Origin of the sequence: Rhodococcus sp. LW-XY12, from assembly GCF_019317345.1 — a bacterium.
GTDB lineage: Bacteria > Actinomycetota > Actinomycetes > Mycobacteriales > Mycobacteriaceae > Rhodococcus > Rhodococcus pyridinivorans.
Genome location: NZ_CP079225.1, coordinates 3,461,330 through 3,487,966, shown reverse-complemented (window position 1 = coordinate 3,487,966; position 26,637 = coordinate 3,461,330). Strand labels below are relative to the sequence as shown.

General features: G+C 69.3%; 29 protein-coding genes. 19 read left to right on the top strand and 10 right to left on the bottom strand.

The window, feature by feature from the left end:
* Window positions 1–38 precede the first annotated feature (38 nt).
* Window positions 39–683, top strand: a complete 645-nt coding sequence (locus KXC42_RS16250) for a sigma-70 family RNA polymerase sigma factor (protein ID WP_371683125.1) — start codon at window positions 39–41, stop codon at window positions 681–683.
* On the top strand, window positions 680–961 hold the full coding sequence (gene rsrA, locus KXC42_RS16245; protein WP_006550233.1) for a mycothiol system anti-sigma-R factor: 282 nt from the start codon (window positions 680–682) through the stop codon (window positions 959–961). Before KXC42_RS16250 ends, rsrA begins: the two co-directional genes overlap by 4 nt.
* Before the next feature lie 113 nt (window positions 962–1,074).
* Here rsrA and KXC42_RS27775 read toward each other — a convergent pair whose 3' ends face one another.
* Window positions 1,075–1,149, bottom strand: a complete 75-nt coding sequence (locus KXC42_RS27775; RefSeq protein ID WP_022597109.1) for a 50S ribosomal protein bL37 — start codon at window positions 1,147–1,149, stop codon at window positions 1,075–1,077.
* Between the two features lie 95 nt (window positions 1,150–1,244).
* Here KXC42_RS27775 and KXC42_RS16240 point away from each other — a divergent pair, with 95 nt between their 5' ends.
* On the top strand, window positions 1,245–1,460 hold the full coding sequence (locus KXC42_RS16240; RefSeq protein ID WP_006550234.1) for a biotin/lipoyl-binding carrier protein: 216 nt from the start codon (window positions 1,245–1,247) through the stop codon (window positions 1,458–1,460).
* A 34-nt stretch (window positions 1,461–1,494) separates the two neighbouring features.
* On the top strand, window positions 1,495–2,970 hold the full coding sequence (locus KXC42_RS16235) for a sensor histidine kinase (protein WP_064060261.1): 1,476 nt from the start codon (window positions 1,495–1,497) through the stop codon (window positions 2,968–2,970).
* Window positions 2,971–3,050: 80 nt separating this feature from the next.
* Here the strand turns inward: KXC42_RS16235 and KXC42_RS16230 are convergent, their stop codons facing one another.
* Both KXC42_RS16230 and KXC42_RS16225 read right to left on the bottom strand, forming a co-directional pair.
* On the bottom strand, window positions 3,051–3,305 hold the full coding sequence (locus tag KXC42_RS16230; RefSeq protein WP_006550236.1) for a WhiB family transcriptional regulator: 255 nt from the start codon (window positions 3,303–3,305) through the stop codon (window positions 3,051–3,053).
* A gap of 271 nt (window positions 3,306–3,576) precedes the next feature.
* Complete coding sequence (locus KXC42_RS16225; RefSeq protein WP_006550237.1) at window positions 3,577–4,515, bottom strand: diacylglycerol kinase family protein; 939 nt, start codon at window positions 4,513–4,515, stop codon at window positions 3,577–3,579.
* A gap of 47 nt (window positions 4,516–4,562) precedes the next feature.
* Between KXC42_RS16225 and KXC42_RS16220 the strand changes: the two genes are divergently transcribed.
* Entirely contained in the window at window positions 4,563–4,985 is a 423-nt protein-coding gene (locus KXC42_RS16220; protein WP_024101488.1) for a hypothetical protein, read from the top strand.
* 6 nt (window positions 4,986–4,991) lie between these two features.
* Here the strand turns inward: KXC42_RS16220 and KXC42_RS16215 are convergent, their stop codons facing one another.
* Complete coding sequence (locus tag KXC42_RS16215; protein WP_006550239.1) at window positions 4,992–5,477, bottom strand: GNAT family N-acetyltransferase; 486 nt, start codon at window positions 5,475–5,477, stop codon at window positions 4,992–4,994.
* Between the two features lie 74 nt (window positions 5,478–5,551).
* On the opposite strand from KXC42_RS16215, the gene KXC42_RS16210 reads away from it, so the two are divergent.
* Entirely contained in the window at window positions 5,552–6,352 is an 801-nt protein-coding gene (locus KXC42_RS16210; RefSeq protein ID WP_024101487.1) for a ParA family protein, read from the top strand.
* Between the two features lie 82 nt (window positions 6,353–6,434).
* On the opposite strand, the gene KXC42_RS16205 is transcribed toward KXC42_RS16210, so the two are convergent.
* Window positions 6,435–7,640 carry a hypothetical protein gene (locus tag KXC42_RS16205; protein ID WP_219129279.1) on the bottom strand — a complete coding sequence of 402 codons (1,206 nt, stop codon included), beginning with the start codon at window positions 7,638–7,640 and terminating at the stop codon, window positions 6,435–6,437.
* 4 nt (window positions 7,641–7,644) lie between these two features.
* Complete coding sequence (locus KXC42_RS16200) at window positions 7,645–9,309, bottom strand: DEAD/DEAH box helicase (RefSeq protein WP_219129278.1); 1,665 nt, start codon at window positions 9,307–9,309, stop codon at window positions 7,645–7,647.
* A gap of 206 nt (window positions 9,310–9,515) precedes the next feature.
* Here KXC42_RS16200 and KXC42_RS16195 point away from each other — a divergent pair, with 206 nt between their 5' ends.
* Window positions 9,516–10,220 carry a ferritin-like fold-containing protein gene (locus KXC42_RS16195; RefSeq protein WP_006550243.1) on the top strand — a complete coding sequence of 235 codons (705 nt, stop codon included), beginning with the start codon at window positions 9,516–9,518 and terminating at the stop codon, window positions 10,218–10,220.
* A 57-nt stretch (window positions 10,221–10,277) separates the two neighbouring features.
* Window positions 10,278–10,508, top strand: coding sequence for a DUF3107 domain-containing protein (locus KXC42_RS16190; protein WP_006550244.1), 231 nt, complete (start codon window positions 10,278–10,280; stop codon window positions 10,506–10,508).
* Between the two features lie 119 nt (window positions 10,509–10,627).
* On the opposite strand, the gene KXC42_RS16185 is transcribed toward KXC42_RS16190, so the two are convergent.
* Window positions 10,628–11,284 carry a TetR/AcrR family transcriptional regulator gene (locus KXC42_RS16185; RefSeq protein ID WP_006550245.1) on the bottom strand — a complete coding sequence of 219 codons (657 nt, stop codon included), beginning with the start codon at window positions 11,282–11,284 and terminating at the stop codon, window positions 10,628–10,630.
* A 194-nt stretch (window positions 11,285–11,478) separates the two neighbouring features.
* Here KXC42_RS16185 and KXC42_RS16180 point away from each other — a divergent pair, with 194 nt between their 5' ends.
* The 8 genes from KXC42_RS16180 (at window position 11,479) to KXC42_RS16145 (ending at window position 21,297) form a co-directional block, all read left to right on the top strand.
* Window positions 11,479–12,537 carry a DUF3152 domain-containing protein gene (locus tag KXC42_RS16180; protein ID WP_373922158.1) on the top strand — a complete coding sequence of 353 codons (1,059 nt, stop codon included), beginning with the start codon at window positions 11,479–11,481 and terminating at the stop codon, window positions 12,535–12,537.
* Between the two features lie 89 nt (window positions 12,538–12,626).
* The gene (moeZ, locus tag KXC42_RS16175; protein ID WP_257605833.1) at window positions 12,627–13,859 is read left to right on the top strand and encodes an adenylyltransferase/sulfurtransferase MoeZ; all 1,233 of its coding nucleotides are present in this window, start codon (window positions 12,627–12,629) and stop codon (window positions 13,857–13,859) included.
* 75 nt (window positions 13,860–13,934) lie between these two features.
* Window positions 13,935–14,789 (top strand): TIGR02569 family protein, encoded by an 855-nt coding sequence (locus tag KXC42_RS16170; protein WP_006550248.1) that lies wholly within the window; start codon window positions 13,935–13,937, stop codon window positions 14,787–14,789.
* A 122-nt stretch (window positions 14,790–14,911) separates the two neighbouring features.
* Entirely contained in the window at window positions 14,912–16,366 is a 1,455-nt protein-coding gene (locus KXC42_RS16165; RefSeq protein ID WP_033097105.1) for a NarK/NasA family nitrate transporter, read from the top strand.
* Between the two features lie 29 nt (window positions 16,367–16,395).
* Window positions 16,396–18,912 carry a nitrite reductase large subunit NirB gene (nirB, locus tag KXC42_RS16160; RefSeq protein WP_219129276.1) on the top strand — a complete coding sequence of 839 codons (2,517 nt, stop codon included), beginning with the start codon at window positions 16,396–16,398 and terminating at the stop codon, window positions 18,910–18,912.
* An 89-nt stretch (window positions 18,913–19,001) separates the two neighbouring features.
* Window positions 19,002–19,436: a nitrite reductase small subunit NirD gene (nirD, locus tag KXC42_RS16155; RefSeq protein WP_006550251.1), complete on the top strand. Its 435-nt coding sequence runs from the start codon at window positions 19,002–19,004 to the stop codon at window positions 19,434–19,436.
* Entirely contained in the window at window positions 19,433–20,572 is a 1,140-nt protein-coding gene (locus tag KXC42_RS16150; RefSeq protein WP_006550252.1) for a uroporphyrinogen-III synthase, read from the top strand. Before nirD ends, KXC42_RS16150 begins: the two co-directional genes overlap by 4 nt.
* On the top strand, window positions 20,569–21,297 hold the full coding sequence (locus KXC42_RS16145) for a sirohydrochlorin chelatase (protein ID WP_219129275.1): 729 nt from the start codon (window positions 20,569–20,571) through the stop codon (window positions 21,295–21,297). The genes KXC42_RS16150 and KXC42_RS16145 overlap by 4 nt, the downstream gene beginning before the upstream one ends.
* Before the next feature lies 1 nt (window position 21,298).
* Here the strand turns inward: KXC42_RS16145 and KXC42_RS16140 are convergent, their stop codons facing one another.
* On the bottom strand, window positions 21,299–23,035 hold the full coding sequence (locus KXC42_RS16140) for an NTP transferase domain-containing protein (protein ID WP_219129274.1): 1,737 nt from the start codon (window positions 23,033–23,035) through the stop codon (window positions 21,299–21,301).
* A 119-nt stretch (window positions 23,036–23,154) separates the two neighbouring features.
* On the opposite strand from KXC42_RS16140, the gene KXC42_RS16135 reads away from it, so the two are divergent.
* The 3 genes from KXC42_RS16135 to KXC42_RS16125 are packed head-to-tail and all read left to right on the top strand — an operon-like array spanning window position 23,155 to window position 25,509.
* Window positions 23,155–23,568 (top strand): DUF6412 domain-containing protein, encoded by a 414-nt coding sequence (locus KXC42_RS16135; RefSeq protein ID WP_219129273.1) that lies wholly within the window; start codon window positions 23,155–23,157, stop codon window positions 23,566–23,568.
* Complete coding sequence (locus tag KXC42_RS16130; protein WP_039584788.1) at window positions 23,501–24,154, top strand: ABC transporter ATP-binding protein; 654 nt, start codon at window positions 23,501–23,503, stop codon at window positions 24,152–24,154. The genes KXC42_RS16135 and KXC42_RS16130 overlap by 68 nt, the downstream gene beginning before the upstream one ends.
* Window positions 24,145–25,509, top strand: a complete 1,365-nt coding sequence (locus tag KXC42_RS16125) for a DUF6297 family protein (RefSeq protein ID WP_219129272.1) — start codon at window positions 24,145–24,147, stop codon at window positions 25,507–25,509. The genes KXC42_RS16130 and KXC42_RS16125 overlap by 10 nt, the downstream gene beginning before the upstream one ends.
* Here the strand turns inward: KXC42_RS16125 and KXC42_RS16120 are convergent.
* Window positions 25,468–25,809 carry an MGMT family protein gene (locus KXC42_RS16120; protein ID WP_006550258.1) on the bottom strand — a complete coding sequence of 114 codons (342 nt, stop codon included), beginning with the start codon at window positions 25,807–25,809 and terminating at the stop codon, window positions 25,468–25,470. The genes KXC42_RS16125 and KXC42_RS16120 overlap by 42 nt on opposite strands.
* Before the next feature lie 3 nt (window positions 25,810–25,812).
* Entirely contained in the window at window positions 25,813–26,598 is a 786-nt protein-coding gene (locus KXC42_RS16115; RefSeq protein WP_219129271.1) for an alpha/beta fold hydrolase, read from the bottom strand.
* Window positions 26,599–26,637 lie beyond the last annotated feature (39 nt).

Sequence of the window (26,637 nt, the reverse complement as noted above, 5' to 3'; positions counted from 1 at the left end):
TCGGACCGGTAGCCTTCTCGACAGGCGTCGATGAAGGGATCGGTGTGATCGAGGAGTCTGTGGAAGAACTGACCGAGCGGTTCGAGCGGGACGCGCTTCCCCTGCTCGATCAGCTCTACGGCGCTGCGCTGCGGATGACCCGCAATCCCTCCGACGCCGAGGACCTCGTACAGGAGACCTACATCAAGGCGTTCTCCGCCTTCCGGTCGTTCCGCGAGGGCACCAACCTCAAGGCCTGGCTGTACCGGATCCTCACCAACACCTACATCAACTCGTACCGGAAGCGTCAGCGGCAACCCGCGCAGTACCCGACCGACGAGATCACCGACTGGCAGCTCGCCGCCACGGCCGAGCATTCGTCGACCGGTCTGCGGTCCGCGGAAGTCGAGGCACTCGACGCGCTTCCCGACGACGACATCAAGGCGGCGTTGCAGGAGCTTCCCGAGGAGTTCCGCATGGCCGTCTACTACGCCGACGTCGAAGGGTTCCCCTACAAGGAGATCGCCGAGATCATGGGGACGCCGATCGGCACCGTGATGTCGAGACTGCACCGGGGTCGCAAGCAGCTGCGGGGCCTGTTGGCCGACGTGGCGCGCGATCGCGGTTTCATGCGGGAGAAGGCCGTGGACGCCACAACCGGAACATCGGATCAGCCCGAGAGCGGAAAGGGAGCACCGCAGTGAGCGAACCCGACTTCGATCGACTCGACTGCTCGGCGGTCATCGCGGACGTCTACCTGCTTCTCGACTCCGAATGCGACGCCGGTTCCCGCGAGAAGCTGCAGCGGCACCTCGACGAGTGCGGCACCTGCCTCGAGGCCTACGGGATCGAGGAGAAGATCAAATCGCTGCTCAGCCGCAAGTGCGGCGGGGAACACGCACCCGAGGGCCTGCGGGAGCGGCTCATGCTGCAGATCCGCCGCACCGTGGTGATCACCGAGACGGACAGCGCCGAGTCGTAGGCGAGTTCACTCGTACCGAGTCGTAGGCGAGTTCACTCGTACCGAGTCCTGGGTGAGACCCCCGAACGTGACAGGGGCCGGAAAGCTGCTGCTTTCCGGCCCCTGTCCGCGTCTCAGGCGTTGGGACGCTTGCCGTGGTTGGCGGCGTTACCCTTGCGGCTGCGCTTCTTGCGACCTCGCTTACCCATGGTGGGATCTCCTTTCTCGTTCATTACAGTGTTTCACGTGCGGTCGAGTGGTCCTGTCGGCAGGTCCGCCGCCGGAGCGTGAAACGAGGTGTTCGATGGCGGAAGACGTACGCGCGGAGATGGTATCGACCGTGTTCGAGGTCGTCGTGCGAGAGGGTGACGTGGTGGCCGAGGGCGACACGCTGGTGATCCTCGAGTCGATGAAGATGGAGATTCCCGTGCTCGCCGAGTCGGCGGGCACCGTGACCTCCGTCGGAGTCTCGGTCGGGGATGTCATCCAGCAGGGCGACCTCATCGCCGTGATCTCCTGACGGCGGGTATCTCCTGAGTACGAAAGCGGTTCCCGTGTCCACACTCAGTTCGTTGCTCGCGAGGTACACGGATCTTCCGGGCGCGGCCGTCGATCACCTCCAACGTGTCGTGGGCGAGTGGCAGTTGCTCGCCGACCTGTCGTTCGCCGACGTCCTCCTGTGGGTCGACGCGGCGCCGTCCGGAATCGTGTGCGTCGCACAGTGCCGACCCACCACCGCCTCGACGGTGATCCCCGAGGACGCCGTCGGCACGCTCGTCTCCGACAACGAACATCCTTACGTCCGTAAGGCTTTCGAAACCGGAGAGATCGTCGACGTCAAGTCGTCCCCGGGCGCCGGGATCAACATCCGTCAGGCCGTGCCGGTGCGCTGGGACGGTCGGGTCGTCGCGGTGCTCAGCCGCGACGCCGCCCGCGTGTCGCGGCGGTCGGCCAGCGCGCTCGAGACGGCCTATCTCGAATGCGCCGACGACCTCTACCGGATGATCAGCGAGGGCACTTTCCCGACGCCCGAGGCGCGCTCGGACACCAAGTCGAGTCCGCGTGCGGGCGACGGATTCATCCGGCTCGACCGGAAGGGCAAGGTCGTCTACGCGAGCCCCAACGCGCTGTCGGCCTATCACCGGATGGGTCTGAACTCCGACCTGATCGGTCAGGATCTCGTCGAGACGACCCGCGCACTGGTCACCGACCCCTTCGAGAGTCGCGACGTCACCGACTACCTCCGCGGGGCCGTGGAGGGCCGTCTGGGGCAGCGCATGGAGATCGAGGCACTCGGGGCCACCGTTCTGATCCGTGCGTTGGTCCTGAACCCGGGAGGGAAGATCCGGGGCGCCGCGGTGATCGTCCGCGACGTCACCGAGGTCAAGCGACGCGACCGGGCACTGCTGAGCAAGGACGCGACCATCCGCGAGATCCACCACCGTGTCAAGAACAACCTGCAGACGGTCGCCGCGCTGCTGCGACTGCAGGCGCGCCGAACCGGGAACGCGGAAGCCCAGCAGGCCCTGGGGGAGGCGGTCCGTCGCGTGACATCCATCGCCCTGGTCCATGAGGCGCTGTCGATGTCAGTGGACGAGGAGGTCGATCTCGACGGTGTGTTCGACCAGCTGATCCCCATCGTCGTCGACGTGTCGACGGTCGGCAGCCAGATCCGGGTGGTGCGGGAGGGGAATCTCGGCGTGTTCCCCGCGGATCGCGCCACGCCTCTGGTCATGGTGCTGACCGAACTCGTCCAGAACGCCGTCGAGCACGCCTTCGATCCGGGCGTGAACGGCACGGTCACCGTCAATGCCCAGCGTTCGGCCCGCATGCTCGACGTCGTGGTCCGCGACGAGGGGAAGGGTCTTCCCGAGGGGTTCAGCCTCGAGGCGTCGAACCGGCTCGGTCTGCAGATCGTCCGGACCCTCGTGGCTGCCGAGCTCGGCGGATCGTTGGAGTTGACGTCCAACGAGTTCGGCGGGACCGATGCACGCCTGCAACTACCGCTGGGCAAGGTGCCGGTCGCCTGATCGTCCTTACGACCGTGCACGTAAGAAGGCCCGGCCTCCCCCGTAGGGGAGCCGGGCCTTCGAACGTCTATCGGAGTTGCTCAGACCGCCGTACGAGCGCGGGTGCGGGCGTTGCGACGCTTGAGGGCGCGGCGCTCGTCCTCGCTCATACCGCCCCAGACGCCGGCATCCTGGCCGGATTCGAGCGCCCAGGAGAGGCATTCGGCGGTGACGGGGCAACGGTTGCACACGAGCTTGGCATCCGCGATCTGCGCGAGAGCCGGGCCGCTGTTTCCCACGGGGAAGAACAGTTCCGGATCCTCGTCGCGGCAGATGGCCTTGTGGCGCCAGTCCATGCTTCTACTCTCCTTCGATGGTGCGTGTGCACCGGCTGATTGGTCAATGCGTGTTCACGCCTGTGGCACGGAGTGTTTCCGCGCGGTTACTTGTGAATGCTTTCACGAACGAGCGTGGAGTCAATAGAATCGACCACGATCGTGGGGAAGCTCACGCTGGTGTGGGCTACGGGTTCGCCAATCCCTCTTTCTACTCCCCTCGAGCCGAGAAGGTAGTGGCAATCACAGAATTCGTGCTTCTCTTTCTGTCGCTGTCCCGCTGGGGGGATCGTCAGCGGGGCGCGACGACATCGAGGATCGACGCCACGGACACGAACTCGACCTCGGTCCGGAGTCCGAGATAGTCGCCGTCGACCTGAAGTCCGATCGGGCGCGAGGCCCGGGCGCGCACGCGCGCGACATCGTCCGCACGCACCAGATGCGGCGACGCCGGCTCGCCGCGGGCGGCCAGAAGTTGTCTCACCACCCGCAGGCTCGGAAGTACCCGGGTCGTCGTCATAGCAAACACGCCCAAACCGGTGTCGAACGAGGTGCCGGGATTCGTGTGCACCGGCCGGGACTCGAGATAGGTCCACGGACTCGAGTTCGACACGAACGCATAGTGCACCCCCGAAACAGGTTCGGATCCGGGCATCTCGAGCGTGAGCGCCGGTTCGGCCCGCTTCGACGCGAAGAACCGGGCCACCGCGTGCCGCACGTAGCGCGCCGTCGTCACCTTCTTGCCCTCGGCGCGGCTCAGGTCTATGGCCTCGCACACCTGGGCGTCGAGACCGAGGCCCGCGTTGAAGGTGAACCACCGCCCGTCGCAGTGGCCGAGGCCGATCCGGCTGGTCCTGCCCTCCTGCAACGACTCGAGTACCTGCTCGGTGGCCTCGAGTGGATCGGCGGACAGTCCCAGGGATCGCGCGAACACGTTCGCCGAGCCGCCGGGCACCACCGCGAGTCGCGGCAGGGTCGGATCGGCGCCTCGGTCGGGGGAGGGGCCGAGGAGGCCGTTGACGATCTCGTTGACGGTGCCGTCGCCACCGTGCGCGACGACGACGTCCATCCCGTCGGCGTGCGCCGAACGCGCCAGTTCTGCGGCGTGCCCGCGGTGGGTCGTGTGCGCGACGGTCAGCGCGAGCCGGCCTCTCAGGGCGTGAGCGAGGCGGTCGCGACCGGCCGGGGTGGTCGTCGTCGCATTCGGGTTCACGATCAGCAGGGCGCGCACGGAACATCAGCCTAAGTGGTGCCCGGCGGGTCCACTACGCTGGACGGGTGCCTCTCGAAACACCTCGCAGCAGCGTTCCGTCGACCGTGCGTGCCGCCGGTTGGCTCGTCGTCCTCGAGGGCGTCGTCGCGATGGGATTCGCGGTGTACTCGATCATCCGCGCCGCCTCGGGCGAACACGATCAGTCGGTCACCAATGGCTACGGCTTCGCGCTGTGGCTGTTCATCCTGTTCGGCGGGGTCCTGGCCGGCGGGATCGCGCTCGTGCGCGGTGTGCGCTGGGGACGTGCCGTGGCGATACTCGCGCAGCTGTTGTTGCTGCCCGTGGTGTGGTCGCTGCTGACGGACTCCCACCAGCCGGTCATCGGCACTGTGCTGGCGCTCGTCGTGGTCCCCACGCTCGTGCTGCTGTTCAGCCCGCCCACGTCGCGGTGGCTCGCGCACGAGTACGCGCCCGACGTCGACGAGTGATCCGGCTCAGCTGCCGAGCGCTTGCAGGGCGGGGCCGCTGAGCCTGAAGGTCGTCCACTCGTCCTGCGCGACGGCACCGAGGGATCGGTAGAAACCGATGGACGGCTCGTTCCAGTCCAGCACCGACCAACTCAGGCGGGTGTAACCGCGCTCCACGCATTCGTGGGCGAGCGCCGCGAGCAGTGCCCGTCCGTGTCCCTTGCCGCGGTGTTCGGGACGGACGAACAGATCTTCGAGGTAGATCCCGTGCACGCCGTCCCAGGTGGAGAAGTTCCGGAACCACAACGCCACCCCGACGACCCGGCCTTCGGTGCCGTCCTCTCCGGATTCCTCTGCGACGTGCGCGTACACCGAGGGCTGCGGCCCGAAAAGAGCCTCGTGGATCTGCTCGGGCACCACGGTGCACTCGTGCCGGGCCTTCTCGTATTCGGCGAGGTCGTAGATCAGCCCGGTGATCGCGGGGACGTCCTCGGGTGTGGCTCTGCGGATCACGGCGGGCTGCCTCCTGCGGTCTCGTGGGCGGATTCACCTCGCGCTGCGCCGCCGAGTGCGCGAGGATCGGGGTCGTGGCAACGGTACTTGCAGTGGCAAATCAGAAGGGTGGCGTCGCCAAGACGACCACCGTCGCGTCGTTGGGGGCCGCGCTGTCGGCGCTGGGCCGGCGGGTGCTCGTCGTCGATCTCGATCCCCAGGGGTGCCTGACCTTCTCTCTCGGGCACAACCCCGACAAGCTCGAACAATCCGTGCACGAGGTGCTCGTGGGCGGTGTCGAGACGAAGGACGTTCTGCTCGGGACAGCGGAGGGGATGTCGCTGCTGCCGGCGACCATCGACCTCGCGGGTGCGGAGGCGATGCTGCTCATGAAGCCGGGGCGTGAATACACCCTGAAGCGGGCGCTGGCGTCGGTGGAGGACGACTACGACGTCGTCGTCATCGACTGCCCGCCCTCTCTGGGCGTCCTCACCCTCAACGGGCTGACCGCGGCGCGGTCCGTGCTCGTTCCGCTGCAGTGCGAGACGCTCGCGCACAGGGGAGTCGGGCAGCTCCTGCGCACGGTGAACGAGGTGAAACAGATCACCAATCCGGATCTCGAGCTGCTCGGCGCGCTGCCGACCCTGTACGACTCGCGGACCACGCACAGTCGCGACGTGCTCGCCGATGTCTCCGACCGGTACGACCTGCCGGTGCTGGCCCCGCCCGTACCCCGCACGGTCCGCTTCGCGGAGGCTTCCGCCTCGGGCGCGACGGTGCTGGCGGGACGCAAGAACAAGGGCGCCGAGGCGTACCGGGCGCTCTCCGAGAACCTGCTGCGCTACTGGTCGGGGGAGGCGGAACTCGAGACTTTCGAGACCGCCGTCGCGGACTGAGACGTCAGCACCGACCGGGACGGCTCGCTTTCAGCACCGACCGGGACGGCTCGCTTTCAGCACCGACCGGGACGGCTCGCCATCAGCGCAGTGCCACGAGCTCATCGCCGCGTTGCTCGACCACGACATCCCCGGCGACGGCGACGTTCACCGTGGAGACCGTCCCGCGCTCGACGTCGATGCGCGGGCCGGGTTCACCGGTCCGTGAGTCGACTCCCAGGAGGGCGTCCTCGACGGGAAGGAGCAGCGAACCGGCCATGATGTCGCCGTTGCCGAGAGTGTCCTCGACGGTCCACTGCGGGGCGAAATCGGTGGTGGACAATGCGACGGTGTCGCGGCCCGTCCACCACACGAGCACGCCGCCGCGCTCGAGGGCTGGGTCGTCCGATTCGCCGGCAGGACGCGACAGGGCGTGCGTGTCGAGGAGGACGCCCTCGCTGTCGAAGACCTCGATGCGCGGCCCGTCGTTGTCGTCCGGGGCCAGGTAGACCGCCGTGCGGTCGCCGACCACCGCGACGATGCGGGAGTCCCCGCCCGCTTCCGGCAGCACCGACGACGCGAACTCCTCGGGCTTGGTGCTGTCGTCGGGGGTGGGATCGAGAAGGGTGAGCCGATTGGTCGGCTCGTTCGCGCACTGCTCGAGCACGGCCAGCACTTCGGCGCCCGAATCCGCCGAGCGCAGTTCGCAACCCGATCGTGGCTGCGCGTTCGGGTTCACCGGTGCGTCGACGCGCCCGTACTCGACCGTGCGCACCAGATCGGAGCGCCACATCTCGAGACGTGACTCGCCGAAGGCGATCAGGTGCGAACCGGCGCCGACGACCCGGATCGGATCGTCGGCGTCGCTCGACCGTTGCGCGCCCCGAGAGCCACTGCCCGAGTCGAGCGCGGTGACCTGACCGCATCCCCGCGGGCCGCGATAGACCGAGACCACGTCGCCCCAGGCCTCGGTGACCGCGCACAACGCCCGGTCGCGGTCGTACCGCCAGCGTTCCTCGCCGGATTGCGGGTCGCGGCCGACGACCGCACCACCGTCTGCCGTGGCGACCGTGCCGCCGGACACCACCGGTGCGGTCGTCGCCGTACTCGGAGCACGCCAGAGTTCGGCGAGCGTGCGCGGAAGAGATTGCGCGGCAGCGAGAGTGGGGACAGGGCCGTCCCAGGTGGTCGACGTGGTGCCCCGCGCATCCGAGTTCAGCCAGACGACACTCGCCGCCACCAGAGCGGTGACGACGAGTGCGGCTGCGACGAGAAGGTCGGTGCGGGTGCGGCGCTCGGGCGCGAGCACGTGGTTATCGGGCAGACGACGTCGAGACCGCTTCCACGTTCGACGTGTCCTGCTGCTCTGCGCGACCGGCCGGGCCCTCGCCCGAGCGGGTGCGACGGCGACGACGGCGACGACGTGCCGGAGCGGCCGCCCCGGTGTCCTCACCCGTCTCCGCTGCGGCAGGCTCGTTCTCGGCATTCACCGAGTCGTCCGAACCGGTTGCGGCCACATCCGTTGCGGAGCCGTCGGCAGACTTTCCGCGGACGGTACGACGGCGGACCCGGTTGCGCTTCGGGCGGGATCCGCCCTCGCGCTCGACGCGCTCGCGCTTCTCACCGTTCTCCGAGGCGGCGGGAGCGGCCTTGCGGACGCGTCCGGTGGCGTCGGACGGGATGTTCAGCTCCTCGAACAGGTGCGGGGAGCTCGAGTAGGTTTCGATCGGATCCGGGATACCGAGATCGAGAGCCTTGTCGATGAGCTGCCAGCGCGGCACGTCGTCCCAGTCGACGAGGGTGATCGCGATACCGGTGCGTCCGGCGCGACCGGTACGGCCGATGCGGTGGACGTAGGTCTTCTCGTCCTCGGGGCACTGATAGTTGATGACGTGGGTGACGTCGTCGATGTCGATGCCGCGGGCGGCGACGTCCGTGGCGACGAGCACGTCGATCTTGCCGCTGCGGAACTTGTCGAGTGCCTTCTCACGCGCGATCTGACCGAGGTCGCCGTGCACCGCGCCGCACGCGAAACCGCGCTCGACGAGGTCGTCGGCCACCTTCTGCGCCGTGCGCTTGGTGCGGGTGAAGACCATGGTGGCGCCGCGACCCTCGGCCTGCAGTACGCGGGCGACGAGTTCGGCCTTGTCGAGTGCATGCGCCCGGTAGATGAACTGCTGGGTGCGCTCGTGCACGGCCGACGATTCGGCCTCCTCGGCCCGGATGTGCGTCGGGCGGTTCAGGAACGTGCGGGCGAGGGTGATGATCGGGCCGGGCATGGTGGCCGAGAACAGCATCGTCTGACGACGGTCGGGGACCATCGTGAGGATGCGCTCGATGTCGGGCAGGAAGCCGAGGTCGAGCATCTCGTCGGCTTCGTCCATGACGAGCACGCCGATCTTGCCCAGGATCAGATGGCCCTGGTTGGCGAGATCGAGCAGACGGCCGGGAGTACCGACGACGACGTCGACACCCTTCTTCAGTTCGTCGATCTGCTGCTCGTAGGGGCGCCCACCGTAGATCGACAGGACCTCGAGGCCCGACTTGCGGCTGCCGGGCAGGTGCTTGGAAGCGTTCACGAGGTCGTTGGTGACCTGGATGCACAGCTCGCGGGTCGGGACGATCACGAGTGCACGGGGAGTGCCGTCGAGGGTGGTCGTGCCGGAGCCCTCGGTGGCGATGCGATGCAGGAGCGGAACGCCGAAGCCGAAGGTCTTGCCCATACCCGTACGGGCCTGCCCGATGAGGTCGTCGCCGGCGAGGGCCAGCGGCAGGGTGAGTTCCTGGATCGCGAAGGTGCGTTCGATGCCGACCTCGGCGAGGGCGCGGACGATCTCGTCGCGGACACCGAGTTCGCCGAAGGTGGGGGGTACGTGGGTGGAGTCGAGTTGTGCGGAGACGGTCGTTTCGCTCGCGTCGTCTTCGTGGTCGATGGTGATCTTGCTCAGGGGTCCGGCCTTCCTGGTCTCGGCACGCACGCACGAGGGGGAAAGGCGACCGGCCTGCACCTCAGCGCGAGCGGTTTCCACCAGGCTCGGCGAAGCGCGGCAGCGATCCGCAGTTCGGGTGCGCGCACATTATCTGGGAAGCTCGCGGGCCACGGTCGGCGGCTCGAAGCGCGGGCTTCCCGATCCATTGTACCGGTTCCGGCGCATTCCACGAGGTAGTACTACGCTTCGTCGTCATGGGAGCCGATACGCCGCAGTCCACCTCCGAGTCCGGCACGACGCCGGGCGGACCCGCAGTCCCCGCCGATCACCCCGGTGTCGCAGAGCTCTTCGCGTTGCTCGCGTACGGCGAGATCTCGGCGTTCTACCGGCTCGCCGAGGACGCACGGTTCTCCCCGTCCCTGCGCGGGCGGGTCGCCCTCGCAAGCATGGCAGCTGCGGAGATGAGCCATTTCGAGACGCTCCACACCGCGCTCACCGATCGTGGTGTGGAGATCTACGCGGCGATGGAGCCCTACCGCAAAGCCCTCGACGCCTACCACGCCTCGACCACTCCGTCGACGTGGCTCGAGGTTCTCGTGAAGGCATACGTCGGTGACAGGATCGCCGCAGATTTCTACTGTGAGATCGCCGACATGCTTGCTCCCGAGGTGTCCACGGTGGTCCGAGAGGTCCTCGCCGAGACCGGCCACTCGGAGTTCGTGGTGCATGAGGTCCGCGAGGTCGTCGAGCGCAGCCCGCTGCAGAAGGACCGCCTGATGCTGTGGGGACGCCGGCTGCTCGGCGAGGCCATCACCCAGGCGCAGTACGTCCTCGCGCAGAACGAGGAACTCGCCGAGCTGGTGATTCTCGCGTCCGGTGACCTGGCGAACATCGCCGCGCTGTTCGATCGCATGCAGGTCGAGCACGCCGAGCGGATGTCGGTGCTCGGACTGCATTAGCCTGGGGCTGATAGCAGTACCAGCTCGGTTTCAATGCATGAGAATCGGAGGTCCACCGTGGAGGTCAAGATCGGCGTCGCGGACAGCCCGCGCGAAGTTGTCGTCGTCAGCGACCAGACGCCCGACGAGGTGGAGAAGCTCGTCCGGGCCGCGTTGAACGGCGCCGACGACGGGGTGCTCGCCCTTGTCGACGAGAAGGGCCGCAAGGTTCTCGTGCAGGCCGCCAAGATCAGCTACGTGGACATCGGTCCTGCCACGCTGGGCAAGGTCGGCTTCGCCGCCAACTGAGAGCGACCGACGAGAACGGGCCGGGGCATGTCGCCCGGCCCGTTCGTCGTTCTCGGTATGTGTCGTCAGCGACGACGGTGCTCATATGTCGTCAGCGACGACGGTGCGCCTCTGTGTCGTCAGCGACGACGGAGTTCCGGCTGCAGCGGCACGTGCTTCAGACCGCCCCAGGCCAGCGCGACCGTGGTGTCCACGGCGTCCTCCTTGGGGATCGGACGTGCGGCGTCGAGCCAGTAGCGTGCGGTGAACTGGCTCGTTCCCACCAGGCCGACCGCGAGGATGCGGGCCCGGTACGGATCGAGACCGGAGTCGTGGCTGACGAGGTCGAAGACGGCGTCGACGCACGCCTCGGTGGCCTGCTCCACTCGCCGCGACACCTGCGGTTCGCCCATCAGATCGGATTCGAAGACGAGCCGGAATCCCTGGCTGTCGTTGTCGACGAAATCGAAGAAGGCCTGCACTGCGGCGCGCACGCGCTGACGGTTGTCGGTGGTGGACCGCAGGGCCTGGCGTACGCCGTTGATGAGGGTGTCCACGTAGTTCTGGAGCACGGCGCAATACAGTTCGAGCTTGCCGGGGAAGTGCTGGTACAGGACGGGCTTGCTCACTCCGGCACACTCGGCGATCTCGTCCATGCCGGCCGAGTGGTAACCGCGTGTGACGAATACCTCGCTGGCAGCCTCGAGCAACTGGGCACGACGCTCGTCACGCGGCATCCGGGCGCCCCGTTTGCCGTTGGAACCCCGGCCGGATGCTCGTTCGGTGACGTCGGTCATGCTTACTCCCAATCTGCACTACTTCCGAACGTGGCCTGTACCACCTCGGCGCTCCTCGTCTCTGCACGTTACAGGTGAAGTCGCGTGTCGAACGGATCGGCCTACCGCCCAGTATCAGTTCCCGGTGCACGAATGGGGGCGCAGGTTCGGCGCTTCGGATATCGAAATGGTCTCGATATGACATCCTGACATCCGTGATCGAGCGTGGAGGAGTGCGCGAGAGCAGGGGCCCGCAGGGCTCCTCGCCGACAGATCCTTCCCCGACGCTGCCCGGTTCGTCCCGGTCGCGAGGAACGGAACGACCCGAGGTGGGTCGCCGGTCGCACCAGCCCCTGCGTGCCGTGTGGGACCCGGTGGGACGGCCGGACCGGCCGCCGCGCCGACCGCGACCCGAACGGGACGTCCGCAAGCAGACCCGCGTGGGCAGGTTCGTCGCCACCTACGGCTGGCGCGCCTACGCCGTTCCGATCCTCGCCGTCGTGACCCTGATCGTGCTGTGGGACGCCGCGCGTGGCGCCGGAGCGGAGGAGCCCGCCGACCAGACCGACGCGAGCGAGGTCACCGAGATCATCGTCGAGGCCCCGCAACCCGAGGGAACCTTCCCCGAGTCGCTCGAGTCCGGTGCGCTGCCGGAGGGCGGCCCGTTCACGGAGGTCGGTGCGCGGGAGTGGCGGGTCGTGCCCGGCACCACGGGTCAGGTCGGCGCGGGGCAGACCCGTGTGTTCACCTACACGGTGGAACTCGAGGAGGGCATCGACACCACCGGCTACGGCGGCGACGCGGCCTTCGCGTCGATGGTCGACCGGACCCTCGCCGACCCGCGCAGCTGGATCGGCGACGAGGCGGTCGCCTTCCGCCGGATCGACACCGGCGAGCCGGACTTCCGGATCTCCCTCACTTCGCAGATGACCATTCGCGAAGGATGCGGCTACGACATCCCGCTCGAGGGATCGTGCTTCAACCCCTCGATGGAGCGGGTGTTCCTCAACGAAGCGCGGTGGGTGCGCGGGGCCGTCGCCTTCCAGGGCGACATCGGGTCGTACCGCCAGTACGTCGTCAACCACGAGGTCGGCCACGCCATCGGCCTGGCGCAACACGATGCCTGCACCACCGACGGCGGCCTCGCGCCGATCATGATGCAGCAGACCTTCGGCACCGCCAACGACGACATCGCGCGCCTGGACCCGGGCGGCACGGTCCCCGCCGACGGGGCGCGGTGCCGGTTCAACCCGTGGCCGTACCCGCGGGCGTAGGCGCCGGTCGGGGTCGACGGGCCGGGCGGAGTCGACGGGCGAGGTGGGGGTCGACGGGCGGAGTGGGGGTCGCAGCAGGGAATGGCACCATGGACGGTGACGCAGGACGCATCGCGACAGGAGAACCCGTGACCGCAACGACACCGTCGACGCGCCGATCCCTTCCGCCGCTGGTGGAACCCGGCCCGGAGCTCGGTCACGAGGAGGTCGCGCGGTACAGCCGTCACCTGATCATCCCGAATGTCGGGGTCACCGGCCAGCGTCGCCTGAAGAACGCGCGGGTGCTGTGTATCGGCGCCGGCGGCCTGGGTTCGCCCGCCCTGCTGTATCTCGCGGCGGCGGGGGTCGGCACGATCGGCATCGTCGAGTTCGACGACGTGGAGACGTCCAACCTGCAGCGCCAAGTGATCCACGGCCGCTCCGACGTCGGACGGCCCAAGGCGGACAGTGCCCGCGACAGCATCCTGGCGATCAACGACGGTGTGACTGTGCGCCTGCACGAGACGCGCCTGGAGTCGAGCAATGCCGTGCAGCTGTTCGAGCAGTACGACCTCATCCTCGACGGCACCGACAACTTCGCGACCCGCTATCTCGTCAACGACGCCGCGGTCCTCGCGGGCAAGCCCTACGTGTGGGGATCGATCTTCCGTTTCGAGGGCCAGGTGTCGGTGTTCTGGGAGGACGCCCCGGACGGGCGCGGCCTGAACTACCGCGACCTCTACCCCGAGGCACCGCCACCGGGGATGGTTCCCTCCTGCGCGGAGGGCGGGGTACTCGGTGTCCTGCCCGGCACGATCGGCACCGTCATGGCGACCGAGGCGATCAAACTCGTCACCGGGATCGGCGAGCCGCTGCTCGGTCGCCTCCTGATCTACGACGCGCTCGCGATGTCGTTCCGGACGGTGACCCTGCGCCGGGATCCGGGACGGGTGCCCGTCACCGAACTCGTCGACTACGAGGCCTTCTGTGGGATCGTTCCCGATGCCGCCGCGTCGGCTCGCTCGGCCGTCACCCCCAGCGAGTTGCGCCGGATGCTCGACGAGGGCCGCGACATCGCGCTGATCGACGTGCGCGAACCCGTCGAGTGGGAGATCGTCCGCATCGACGGTGCCCGGCTCGTGCCGAAGGACCGCATCCTCTCCGGTGAGGTCCTCGCCGACCTGCCGCAGAACACGCCGATCGTGCTGTACTGCAAGACGGGAATCCGATCGGCCGAGGCGCTCGAAGTGCTTGTGCGAGCCGGATTCTCGGACGCGACACATCTGCACGGCGGGGTGATCGCGTGGGCGCAGCAGGTGGATCCCTCGCTACCGGTCTACTGACGGTGACCTCGTTGTGACCTGAAACAGCGGAGTGCCTTCCCGATCCGAGCGGTGTGCGGCGGTAGGTTGAGCTGCGTGAGCTCACTCGAACCGCCTCAGCACGTGTGCTCCACATTCGGTCTCCGCGACGTCGAACCGGTCCCGCTCGGGCCCGACTGGGACGGCGGTTTCCGGTGTGGAGACGTGGTGCTGTCCCGAGTCGCCGATCATGCTCGCGCGGCCTGGTCCGCCAAAGTGCGGGAGACCCTGACCGTCGACGGTGTGCGGCTGGCCCGTCCGGTGCGGTCCACCGACGGTCGCTACGTGGTCTCCGGATGGCGCGCCGACACCTACATCGTCGGTACGTCCGAGCCCAGGCACGACGAAGTGGTCTCGCTGTCGCTGCGGCTGCACACCGCCACCGCGCAGCTCGAACGTCCCCGTTTCCTCATGCAGCCTCCGGTCGCACCCTGGGAGGACGTCGACGTCTTCGTCGCGGCCGACCGCGCGGCCTGGGAAACCGTGCCCCTGCGCAGCGCCCGCGCGGCGGGTGCGCCCGAGACGGTGACCCCCGACGGCCGTAAGAGTCTCGACCTGATCAACCAGCTCGCGACCTTCCGCAAGCCCGTGCACCTGCCCGACCAGCTCGTCCACGGCGACCTGTTCGGCACCGTCCTGTTCGCCGGGCGCGCGGCACCCGGGCTGACCGACATCACCCCCTACTGGCGTCCGGCCTCGTGGGCGGCCGCCGTCGCCGTCGTCGACGCACTGTCGTGGGGCGGTGCCGACGAAGGGCTCATCGGTCGCTGGGAGGACCTGCCGGAATGGCCGCAGATGCTGCTACGCGCGGTCATCTTCCGTTTGGCCGTGCACGCGCTGCACCCGCGCTCGACCGAGGACGCCTTCCCGGGCCTGGCGCACACCGCCGACCTCGTGCGGTTCCTCCTGTAACACCTCACAGGGGGGCCGGGGCCGGGGTGAGCAACTCTTGACGCGACGGTCACCGCGGGCAGCACCGTAGCAACACCCGTTTCCTACCTTGGGGATCAACACGGACCCGAGGAGGAACGGCGATGACGACCTTCATCGAAAAGGAAAGTCTCAGAGACAAATTCGCGCGCAAGCACAACATCGAGCGGTGGGACGCCGAGGATGTGGAGGCGTGGGAGGCCGGCGGTAGGCAGGTCGCCAAGCGCAACCTGATCTGGTCGGTGATCGCCGAGCACGTCGGCTTCTCCGTCTGGTCGATCTGGTCGGTGATGGTGCTGTTCATGCCCACCGAGGTGTACGGCATCGACGCCGCCGGTAAGTTCTTCCTGGTCGCCGTCCCCACACTCGTCGGCGCGATCCTCCGCATCCCCTACACCGTCGCCACCGCCCGTTTCGGTGGCCGCAACTGGACCATCTTCAGTGCCCTCGTACTGCTGATCCCCACCATCGGGGCGCTGTACCTGATGCTGAACCCGGGTCACTCCTACACGACGTTCATGCTGGTCGCGGCACTTGCCGGTGTCGGCGGCGGCAACTTCGCCTCGTCGATGACCAACATCAACGCCTTCTACCCGCAGCGACTGAAGGGCTGGGCCCTCGGACTCAACGCCGGCGGCGGGAACATCGGTGTCCCGGCCGTTCAGCTGATCGGCCTGCTCGTCATCGCCACCGTCGGCAACACCGAGCCCTGGATCGTGTGCGCGGTCTACCTGGTCCTGTGCGCCGTCGCCGCGCTCGGTGCCGCCCTGTTCATGGACAACCTCCGTGATCAGAAGGCCGACCTGCGGGCCATGGGCGCCGCGCTGAAGTTCCGCGACTCGTGGATCATCTCCTTCCTCTACATCGGCACCTTCGGTTCGTTCATCGGCTTCAGCTTCGCCTTCGGTCAGGTCCTGCAGATCAACTTCCTCGCCGGCGGCGACACCCCCGCCCAGGCCGCACTGCACGCCGCGCAGATCGCCTTCATCGGCCCGCTCCTCGGATCCATCTCGCGCCCGCTCGGCGGAAAGCTCGCCGACCGCATCGGCGGCGGGAAGATCACCCTCTACACCTTCGTCGCGATGGCCCTGGCCGCCGCGGTGCTCATCGTCGCCGGCACCCTCGACGACCGCACCACCGGCGCCGCGACCGGCGGTGTGCTGACCGCCATGGTGCTCGGCTTCATCGCCCTGTTCCTGCTCTCCGGGCTCGGCAACGGCTCGGTCTACAAGATGATCCCGTCCATCTTCGAGGCCCGTGCGCAGGATCTCGACGAACTGGATCGCGACGAGAAGGCCGCCTGGTCGCGCAGCATGTCCGGTGCCCTCATCGGCTTCGCCGGTGCCATCGGCGGACTCGGCGGCGTGGGCATCAACCTCGTCTTCCGCGCCTCCTACGGCGGCGAGGCGCAGTCCGCGACGATGGCCTTCTGGGTCTTCGCGATCTTCTACCTCGTGTGCATCGCGGTGACCTGGTTCGTCTTCCTCCGCCGCCCTCACACCACCCCCACGAGCGAGCCGTCCAGCGAGGCTCCCGCCCCGGCCCGCGTCGCAGTCTGACCGATCCCGGCACGAAGAAAGAGAACATCATGAGCCGCAAGAACGTCGTCGTCGTCGGACACGGAATGGTCGCCCACCGCTTCGTCGAAGCCCTTCGCGTCCGCGACGAGCAGAACAGCTGGTCGGTGACCGTGCTCGGCGAGGAGGCCGACGCCGCCTACGACCGCGTGGGACTGTCGTCCTACGTCGGAGCCTGGGACCGCAAGGAACTCGCCCTCGCCGGAAACGACTACGCAGCAGACGACCTCGTCGACCTGCGTGTCGGCACCCGCGCCGTGGGAATCGACCGCGCGGCCCGCACCGTCACCACCGCCGGCGGCGACGTTCTGCCCTACGACAGCCTCGTCCTCGCGACCGGCTCGTACCCCTTCGTGCCCCCCGTGCCCGGCCACGACCTGCCCGGCTGCTTCGTCTACCGCACGCTCGACGATCTCGACGGCATCCGCGCCGCCGCCGAACGCGCCAAGGCCGCCGGCCTCGCCGGCATCGTCATCGGTGGTGGCCTGCTCGGACTCGAGGCCGCCAACGCGCTGCGCCTGCTGGGCGTGACCCCGCACGTCGTCGAGTACAACAACCGGCTCATGCCCGCCCAGGTCGACGAGGGCGGCGGCCGTGTCCTCGACCGTCTCGTCACCGACCTCGGCCTCGTCACCCACACCGGTGTGGGCACCGAGAAGATCGAGGCCGGACCTGAGGCGCTCCAGGTGACCCTGTCCGACGGCTCCGTCCTCGAAGCCGGGCTCGTGATCTTCTCCGCCGGCATCCGTCCCCAGGACGAACTCGCCCGCGAGGCCGGACTCGAACTCGGCGGCCGCGGTGGTGTGCTCACCGACCGCACCTGTCGGAGCATCTCGGACGAGGCCGTCTACGCCATCGGTGAATGCGCGGCCGTCGAGGGCACCTGCTACGGACTCGTCGCCCCCGGCTACAGCACCGCCGAGGTCGTCGCCGACCGGCTCGTCGGCGGCACCGCCGAGTTCCCCGGCGCCGACCTGTCGACGAAGCTCAAACTGCTCGGCGTGGATGTCGCGAGCTTCGGCGACGCCCACGCGACGACGCCCGGCGCCCTCGAGGTCGTGCTGTCCGACTCCGCGAAGGGCACCTACGCCAAGCTCGTCGTCTCCGACGACGCGAAGACCCTGCTCGGTGGCATCCTCGTCGGCGACGCCTCCGCCTACGGCACGCTGCGACCGCTGGTGGGCCGCGAACTGCCGGGTGATCCGGCCACGCTGATCTCCCCGGTGGGGGAGAAGCCGGGCGCCGGCGCGCTGCCCGACGACGCCGAGGTGTGCTCGTGCAACGGTGTCACCAAGGGCGCGATCTGCGGCGCGATCTCCGAGGGCGCCTGCGACATCGCGCAGATCAAGTCGTGCACGAGTGCGGGCACCACCTGCGGCGGCTGCCTCCCGAGCATCAAGCAACTGCTCGCCCAGTCGGGTGTGCAGATGTCGAAGGCCCTGTGCGAGCACTTCGAGCAGTCGCGCGCCGAACTGTTCGAGATCGTCCAGGCCACCGGCATCCGCACCTTCTCCGCGCTCATCGCGCAGTACGGAACCGGACACGGCTGCGACATCTGCAAGCCGGTGGTCGCCTCGATCCTCGCGTCCACCGACTCCGACCACATCCTGCACCCGAAGCAGGCAGGTCTGCAGGACACGAACGACCACTTCCTCGCCAACATCCAGAAGAACGGCACCTACTCGGTCGTGCCGCGCATGCCCGGTGGCGAGTGCACCCCCGAGCAGCTCATCGTGATCGGTGAGGTGGCACGCGATTTCGGTCTCTACGTGAAGATGACCGGCGGTCAGCGCGTCGACCTGTTCGGTGCCCGCGTCGAACAGCTCCCGCAGATCTGGAAGCGTCTCGTCGACGCCGGCATGGAATCCGGCCAGGCGTACGGCAAGTCGCTGCGCACCGTCAAGAGCTGTGTCGGCTCCACCTGGTGCCGCTACGGCGTGCAGGACTCGGTCGGGATGGCCGTCGCCCTCGAATTGCGTTACCGCGGACTGCGATCGCCCCACAAGCTCAAGATGGGTGTGTCGGGTTGCGCCCGTGAATGCGCCGAGGCACGCGGCAAGGACGTCGGTGTCATCGCGACGGAGAACGGCTGGAACCTGTACGTGTGCGGCAACGGCGGCCAGTCGCCCAAGCACGCACAGCTCCTCGCCGGTGGTCTCGACGACGAGACCCTCGTCCGCTACATCGACCGGTTCCTGATGTTCTACATCCGCACCGCCGACCGGCTCCAGCGCACCGCGCCGTGGCTCGACGCACTCGAGGGCGGTCTCGCGCACCTCGAGGAGGTCGTGTGCGACGATGTCCTCGGCATCGCCGACGATCTCGAGGCCGCGATGGCCAAGCATGTCGAGGGCTACAAGGACGAGTGGGCCGGTGTCCTCGAGGATCCGGAGAAGCTGGCGCGGTTCGTCTCGTTCGTCAACGCGCCCGAGCAGCCCGACCCCACGGTCCGCTTCGACGACAGCGGCCCCCGCAAGGTCCCCGTCCTCGTGGGTATGCCGGGCATCGGACCCGGAACCGGGGCGTGACGACCGCTTACCCCGAGGGAACGAGCGGGTAACGCGCTCGAAACACCCGGCACCCACACTTCAGGACAGCAGTTTCAAGGAGGACAGCGATGACCGTCATCGAGACGCACACCGTAGGGGGATCGACGCGCGACAGCGTGTTCGACGGGCGACTGGAATGGACCTCGGCCTGTCCACTCAGCCATCTCATTCCGGGCCGCGGCGTGGCCGTGCTGCTGCGCGGCGGCGAGCAGGTGGCCCTGTTCCTGCTCGACGACGGAACGCTGCGCGCAGTAAGCAACTTCGATCCGTTCGGCCGCGCCGCGGTGATGTCCCGCGGTATCGTGGGCGACCGGGGCGGAGAGCCCACCGTGGCGTCGCCGCTGCTCAAGCAGGTCTTCTCCCTCGACGACGGCCGGTACCTCGACGATCCGTCGGTGCGTCTGCCCGTCTACGAGGTGCGCGTATGGGCGGGAGTCGTCCAGATCCACAGCCTCGTCCCCCGTGACCAGCGGCACGAGGGGCCGACCGGAGAGGGTTCGTGAGCGACGACAACGCGCCGTTGCGGGGATTCACCATCGGCGTGACGGCCGCTCGGCGTGCCGACGAGTTCGCCACGCTCCTCACCAGGCGTGGGGCCGAGGTCGTGCACGCCCCCGCCATCCGCATCATCCCGCTGTCCGACGACGACGAGCTCGAGCGCGTCACCCGCTGCATCGTCGCGCAGCCCCCGGACATCACGATCGCCACCACGGCGATCGGATTCCGCGGGTGGATGGGTGCAGCGGAGGGCTGGGGACTCGCCGACGACCTCGCGCAGGCACTCGGCTCGAGCCGGATCCTCGCCCGTGGCCCGAAGGTCACGGGCGCGATCCGGGCCGCCGAACTCCGCGAGGAGTGGTCTCCTTCCTCGGAATCGTCCGCCGAGGTGCTCGAACTTCTGCTGAAGGAGGGGGTCGCCGGCCGCCGCATCGCGGTGCAGTTGCACGGCGAGCGCACCGAATGGGAGCCTGGGACCGACGTGTGCGATGCGCTGCGCGCTGCGGGCGCCGACGTCGTGCCCGTCCCGGTCTACCGATGGACGGCCCCCGAGGATCTCACCGCGCTCGACCGGATGATCGAGCAGATCGTCGAACGCGGACTCGACGCCGTGAGCTTCACCAGTGCACCGGCCGTCGCGTCGATGCTCATGCGGGCCAAGGAGACCGGCTGGCTCGAGCCGATGCTCCGGTCGCTGCGGACCGGCGTCACCGCGGTGTGCGTCGGTCCCGTCACCGCGGCACCGCTCACCGAACTCGACGTACCCGTCAGCATGCCCACCCGATCCCGGCTGGGCTCGCTGGCCCGGCACATCGCCGAGGAACTGCCCCGGCGGGCTGTGCGCATCGAGGCCGGCGGTCACGTACTCAGCCCGCGAGGGCGCTGCGTGATCGTCGACGGCACCGTGCGGTGCCTTCCCCCTACCGGGATGGCCCTGATGCGCACACTCGTCGCGCGCGCCGGTCTCGTCGTCTCCCGCGAGGAACTCCTCGCGGCCCTGCCCGGCGGTGGCGGCGACACTCACGCCGTCGAAACCGCGGTCGCCCGGGTGCGCTCGGCTCTCGGCGCACCGGCGATCGTGCAGACCGTCGTCAAGCGCGGCTACCGCCTCGCCGTCGACCCGGAAGGAATGCATCCATGACCGGTACACACGCCGACCCGGCGCTCCTGCTCGTTGCGCACGGCACCCGCAATCCGCGCGGTGTCGACATGATCGCGGCGCTCGCCGATGCCGTCTCCTCCCGCGTCGGCCCCACCCGTGTCGCCTTCGTCGACGTCCTCGGACCGTCGCCCTCGGAGGTCCTGCGCGACACCGGCCGTCCGACCGTGCTCGTCCCCGCCTTCCTCGCCTCCGGCTATCACGTGCACACCGACGTTCCGTGCGAGGTCGCGGCCGGCGGGAACGACGCGGTGACGATCACCCCCGCGCTCGGTCCCGATCCTGCTCTCGCCCGTGTCCTCGTCGAGCGGTTGCGGCAGGCCGGCTGGGTCGAGGGCGACGACGTCGTTCTCGCGGCCGCCGGCTCGTCCGACCCTCGCGCCCGCCACGACGTCCACGTGACGGCCCGCATGGTCTCGTCGCTCGTGCACACCCCGGTGCGCGTCGGATGGATCGCCACCGGAGAACCGCGGGTCGCGACCGTCGTGGACGAGGTCCGCGCCGGCGGCGCACACCGGGTGTTCGTCGCGTCGTATCTTCTCGCCGACGGTCTGTTCCACCACCGCCTGGCGGAGGTCGGCGCCGACGGCGTCGCTGCGCCGATCGGTGTCGCCGAACCCGTCGTCGACCTCGTGGCCCGGCGCTACCGCTCCGCAGTCGACGCGTTGCGCCTCGCTCCCGTGGGAGCGGCTCGCCACCGCGCCTGAATCAGCGGGGGAGCGGCAGCAATTCGACGCGGTCGCCGTCCACCGCTCCCGGTGGCACCACGGCGATCGCGCTGCGCCCGATGAGGCCGGCGAGATGCGCGGTACGAATCGTGTTGTCGCACAACCATCGTCCCTGCACGTCCTGGCGGGCGGGGAGCAACCGCGTGATGTCGCCGACGACCTCCGAGGCGTTCGCCAGCGGAGCGGTCACAGGAGTCGCCGGGGTGCGGAGGGTGCGGCCGTCGACGATCGCAGGCAGCAGCACCAGCAGCGTCGACACCGCCGCCACCGGATTCCCGGGCAGTCCCAGCACGGCACGGCCGTCCGGCAGCGTCGCCGCGACCTGTGATCCGCCGGGCTTGCACCGCACCCGTTCGACGACCACCTGCGCGCCGGCCCGCGCCAGCGCACCGCGCAACTGATCGGCGGCGCCACCGCCCGTCGCGCCAACGATGACGATCGCATCGGCATCGGTGCCCGTGAACAACGCATCGAATCCGTCGGCGGTGTCGCGGAGATGCCCTTCACCGACCACCGTGGCGCCGCACCAGCGGACGAAGTCCGGGAGTACCGGACCCAGCGCGTCGCGCGTCTGCCCCTCGCGCAGAGGGCCGGTGCGTCGGATCTCGTCGCCGGTGAGCACTATATGCACCCGTAGAGGACCTCGCACCCGGAGTTCGGTGACCTCACCGCTGGCGGCCGCGGAGGCGACCGCCGGGCTCACGGCGGTGCCGGCCTCGGCGAGGACCGTCCCCGACTCCCAGTCCTCCCCGCGGCGCCGCGCGTCGTCGCGCACGGGCGCATCGGGCAGGCGACTGACGAGACCGCCTTCCACGCGGACGAACTCGTCGCGCACGACGGCGGTCGCGCCGGCCGGCAGGTGGGCGCCCGTCGCAATCCGGGCCGCTTCCCCGTCGCCGAGCGTGAGCGAGCCTCCGTCGCCCGCGTAGCGGATCTCGTTGCGCAACAACCACGGTCCGTCGCCCGCCACCGCGTAACCGTCCATCGCCGAGGTGCGGACGCGAGGCAACGCCTCCACCGCGACGAGCGGAGCCGCCAATGTGGCGCCCCGCGCCTCCTCGACCGGGACGGTGCGGAAAGGCAACGGCGACAACGCTTCCCGTAGGATTCTCCGCGCCCGGTCCGGATCGGCGGCCACACGGGCGGTCGCGGATCCGGCGCGCGCCGCCTCCAGATCGGCAGGGGTGTCGCAGTCGGTCGCCTCGGACACCGAGACGGTGACGTACCGCTCGGGCAACAACGCCTTCATGGGCCGGTTCGCGACGTCTCCACCGAGAGAGTCCAGACGCGCGGCCAGCGCCGGTGTCCGCCACGCGGCGAGCAGGAACTGCACCCGGCCGGTGTCGTCCACCGCGAAGGCGGCCTCGGCCGTCGCATCCTCGTTCAGGGCCTCCAGCAGGGCCGCAACCGTCGTCGGTGTGACGAACGGAAGGTCGGCGGCGAGAGTGACCACGAGATCGGCGACCGGATCCGCCGCTGCCAGCGCCGCGACCGGACCCGCGCCGGGCGGTGTTTCCTGGATCTGCAGCACGTGGAGGTCGAGATCGTCGCGGTGCGGACCCACCACCGTCACCCGCGCGCACCCCTCGACCGCGCCCAGGGCGGTGTCGAGCATCCTGCGGCCGCCGACGGTCAGAGCGGGCTTGTCGACGCCTCCCATGCGGGTCGCGCGGCCTCCCGCGACGATCACGGCTTCGACGTGGGTGAGCGTGCTCATGCCTTCATGCTGCCTCATCCGCCGCGCTCGTGATCGTCTGTACTCGCCGTGTCCGGCACCGATCGCACTGCCGTGTCCGGCACCGATCGCACTGCCGTGTCGCGGATAGACTGGCGGGTATGTTCTTCGGCTGGCGGAACGGCGCGGCGGTGTTCGTCGTCCTCATGTCCTGGCTCGCCGCCGCGGTCGTTCCGGTCACCGCGGTCTCCACCGGCGACACCGCCGGATTGCTCCTCGGCCTGCTGGTGGTGGTCGTCGCAGCACTCGCGTTCGTCGCCGCCGCGGAGGATCCGCTGTTCGCCTTCGGTCGCAGCATCCGGGGCCCGACCTCCGAGGAACGACGTCTGCGCGGCGGGTTCCGCCGCCACTCCCACCCCGACACCGCCGGACGGCCACGTCCGCGCTCACCCGGTTCCGTCCTCGCCCTCGACACTCCGTCCGACGAGGAACACCGGGAGATTTTCCATGTTCGATCCCTATCCGCACGGCACACCCGCCGTGTCCGTCCGCAACGCCCACCGCTCGTTCGGTGACCTGACCGTCTTCACCGGGGTGAACGTCGACGTCGCCCCCGGCCGATGTTGCGCCGTGATCGGCGCGAACGGCACCGGCAAGTCCACCCTGCTCGGATGCGTCGTCGGCGTCGACCGACTCGACGAGGGCGTTGTCGAGATCCACGGCGTCCCCGTCGACGAGAGCTCGCCGACGCTGCGACGGCAGGTCGCCGCAGTCCTCGGCGACGTGGCGACATTCGCGCATCTCACCGCGCACGAACACCTGCAACTCGTCGCCACCGGTCACGGCGTGACCGACCCGTTCGACGCGGCGACACAGGTCCTCGAGGAGGTCGGTCTCGCCGCGTCGGCCGATCGACTGCCGCTGGCCTTCTCGAGCGGGCAACGCCGCCGGCTCGCGCTGGCCTCCGCGCTGGTACGGCCCCGGCGGTTGCTCGTCCTCGACGAACCCGAACAGCATCTCGACGACGCCGGTCGCCGGTGGCTGGCGTCCACACTGGAAGCCGAGAAGCGCGCGGGCGGCACCGTGCTGATGGTCTCGCACGATGTCGCGCTGGTGGACGCGGTCGCCGACCAGGTGGTGGAGGCGGACCGATGGAGCTGACCGGAACCGTCCCCGGCGCGCGCGACCTCCGCGCGCTCCGTCACGCCTTCGAGCGCCGGCGCGCGCCGCTGGTGGATCGTCCGGCCCTCGCTGTGCTGGTCGTCCTCGGCTTGTATGTCGGCGGGGGACTGGCGTGGTGGTTGTTCTCCCTTCCGGCGACGACCTTCGCGTGCGGGGACCCGATCGTGCGCGATTCGGGGTGCACCTCGGCGTGGGGATGGGCCGTCGTCGCGATCGCGGTCGCTGCGGGGACGGCGTCCACCCGGGCCGCAGGTCCGGTGACGTGCGGTACCGAGACGGAGTTCTGGCTGCTGTCCACACCGGTGGATCGCGGTGCGGCACTCCGCCCGAGAGTCGCGGCGCTCCTGATCTGCGGTGCAATCGCGGGTGCTCTCGCGGGACGGTTCGCGACGTTCGTGACCACCCCGGAGGGGCGCGTCGCGTTCACATGTCTCGCTGCCGCTCTCGGTGTCGGTGCCGTCGCCCTTCCGATGCTCGTGCAGTGCCGGGTACTCGTGCCCGCGGTCGTGCGGGTCGTGGTCGGGCTGTGCCTCGTCGCCGTTCCGGGCGTGGTGACGGTCGCCGCCGTCGGCGTCGCGGTGCCACCGCCGGGACCGTTGTTCGTGGTGGGGGCGTGGATCGCCGTTGCGGCACCGGCGGTCTCGGCGTTGCGTCGATGCGACAGGATCGCTGCACCGGAGTGGAGGGTGGGATCGGACACCGCGGTCGGTGTGTCGGCGTCGTTCACGGCACTCGATCCTTCGCTGCTGACAGGCGTGGTCGAACGGAAGGCCTGGTTGCGCATCGGATCCCGCCGCTCGCGGGCCCTGCCGCGCCGCCGGATCGCGGCACTCGTCCGTTCCGATCTGCTCCGCCATGTCCGTAGGCCCACACCCGTGCTCGTCGCGTGCGTGGCGCTGCTCGGCGTCGTGGTGCTGATGTCGGTCGTATCGCCGCCCGCCGCTGTCGTGGTGCAGCTCGTCGCCGTCTTCACCGTGGCGACGATCTTCGGTGCGGGTCTGCGCGACGTGAGCTGCGATCCCGATTTCGCCGTCCTGCTCGGTACGAGCGACACGTATCTGCGTCGCGCACTCTCGGCCGTCCCGGGGTCGGCCGCGGTCGTCGCCGGTGCCGTGACGGGATTCGCCGGGAGTGCGTCGGTGGCGAGCGTCGTGATCGTCATCGTCGGTGGGTGCGCGGCCGGCTATCGGATGCGCACGCGACCTCCGATCGGGTACGACGGTCTGATCCTCGAGACGGCCGTCGGGCAGATTCCGGTCGATCTGCTCCGGCAGTGGGCGCGGGGACCGGACCTACTCGTCGTCTGCGCGTGGCTCGCCGCCGTGCTCGCCTGAGCCCGGCGGGAACCGGTGTCGAGCACGGGTGAGATCGATCCGGTCGCCGGAGATCGGGACGCCCTCGAGTTCGAGACGCGCGAGTTGCCGGCGCGCGAGGTGCGAGGCCGGTCGCCCGGACGCCGGGACCACGCGGTGCCACGGCAGGTCGGCGGAATCGGTCCGCATGATCCATCCGACGGTGCGTGCACTCGACAGGCCCGCGGCACCGGCGATGTCGCCGTAGGTCGCGACCCGGCCTGCGGGCACGGAGGCCACGAGTTCGCGGACCCGCTCGATCTGCTCGTCCGTGGTGACCACCGGCTACACCATCCGGGCCACGAGTTCGGCGGTCTCGGCGGGACGCGCCTGGTCGATCATGTGGTCGCAGTCGAATTCGAGCAGGGTCAGGTCGTCGCCGAGTCGTTCCGCCAGGTCGCGACGGAAATTTGACGTGGTGTACGGGGGTTGCACCTTCCCGGCCTGCACGAAGATCGTCGGGATACCGGCCGGCGGCAGGACGGGTCCGCGGGCCAGCTCGCCCCACGAGGTCACCAGCGCAGGTACGCAGATCCGCCAGTTGACACGCCCCGAGTCGAGTTCGACGAGGTGCTCGGCGATCTCCTCGTCGAGCAACTCGGGGGCCACCTCGCCCCAGTCGCCGTGGACCTTCTCGGCCCGCGCCTCCGCCTCGTCCGTGTAGTCGGGGTTGTGGAGGGTGAGGTCGGCGATCTCGAGCATCCGGTCGGCCGGGAGGCCGATCGCCGGATCGAGGAGTACCAGCGCCCGCACCCTGTCGGGCACCGCGGCGGCGAGATGCAGCGCGAGGGCACCACCGAAGGAGTGGCCCACCACGGTGACGGGACCGGTGGTGTGTGCGTCCAGCACGGCCTTCAGGTCGGCGATGTGCGCCTCGAACGACCACGGGGGAGTCCACGGCGACCGGCCGTGACCCCGGAGGTCCGGAGCGACGAACCGCAGGTGGGGCAGGTGTCGTTCGGCGAGGTTCCGCCAGCGTCGGCCGTGACCGGTGAGTCCGTGCAGGGCGAGGACCTCCGGTCCGTCGACGGGGCCGAACAGATGGGTGTGCAGAAGATCCGTGGCACTCACGCCGACCACTATCCCAGTCGTGACTCCGCGGTGTGCCCC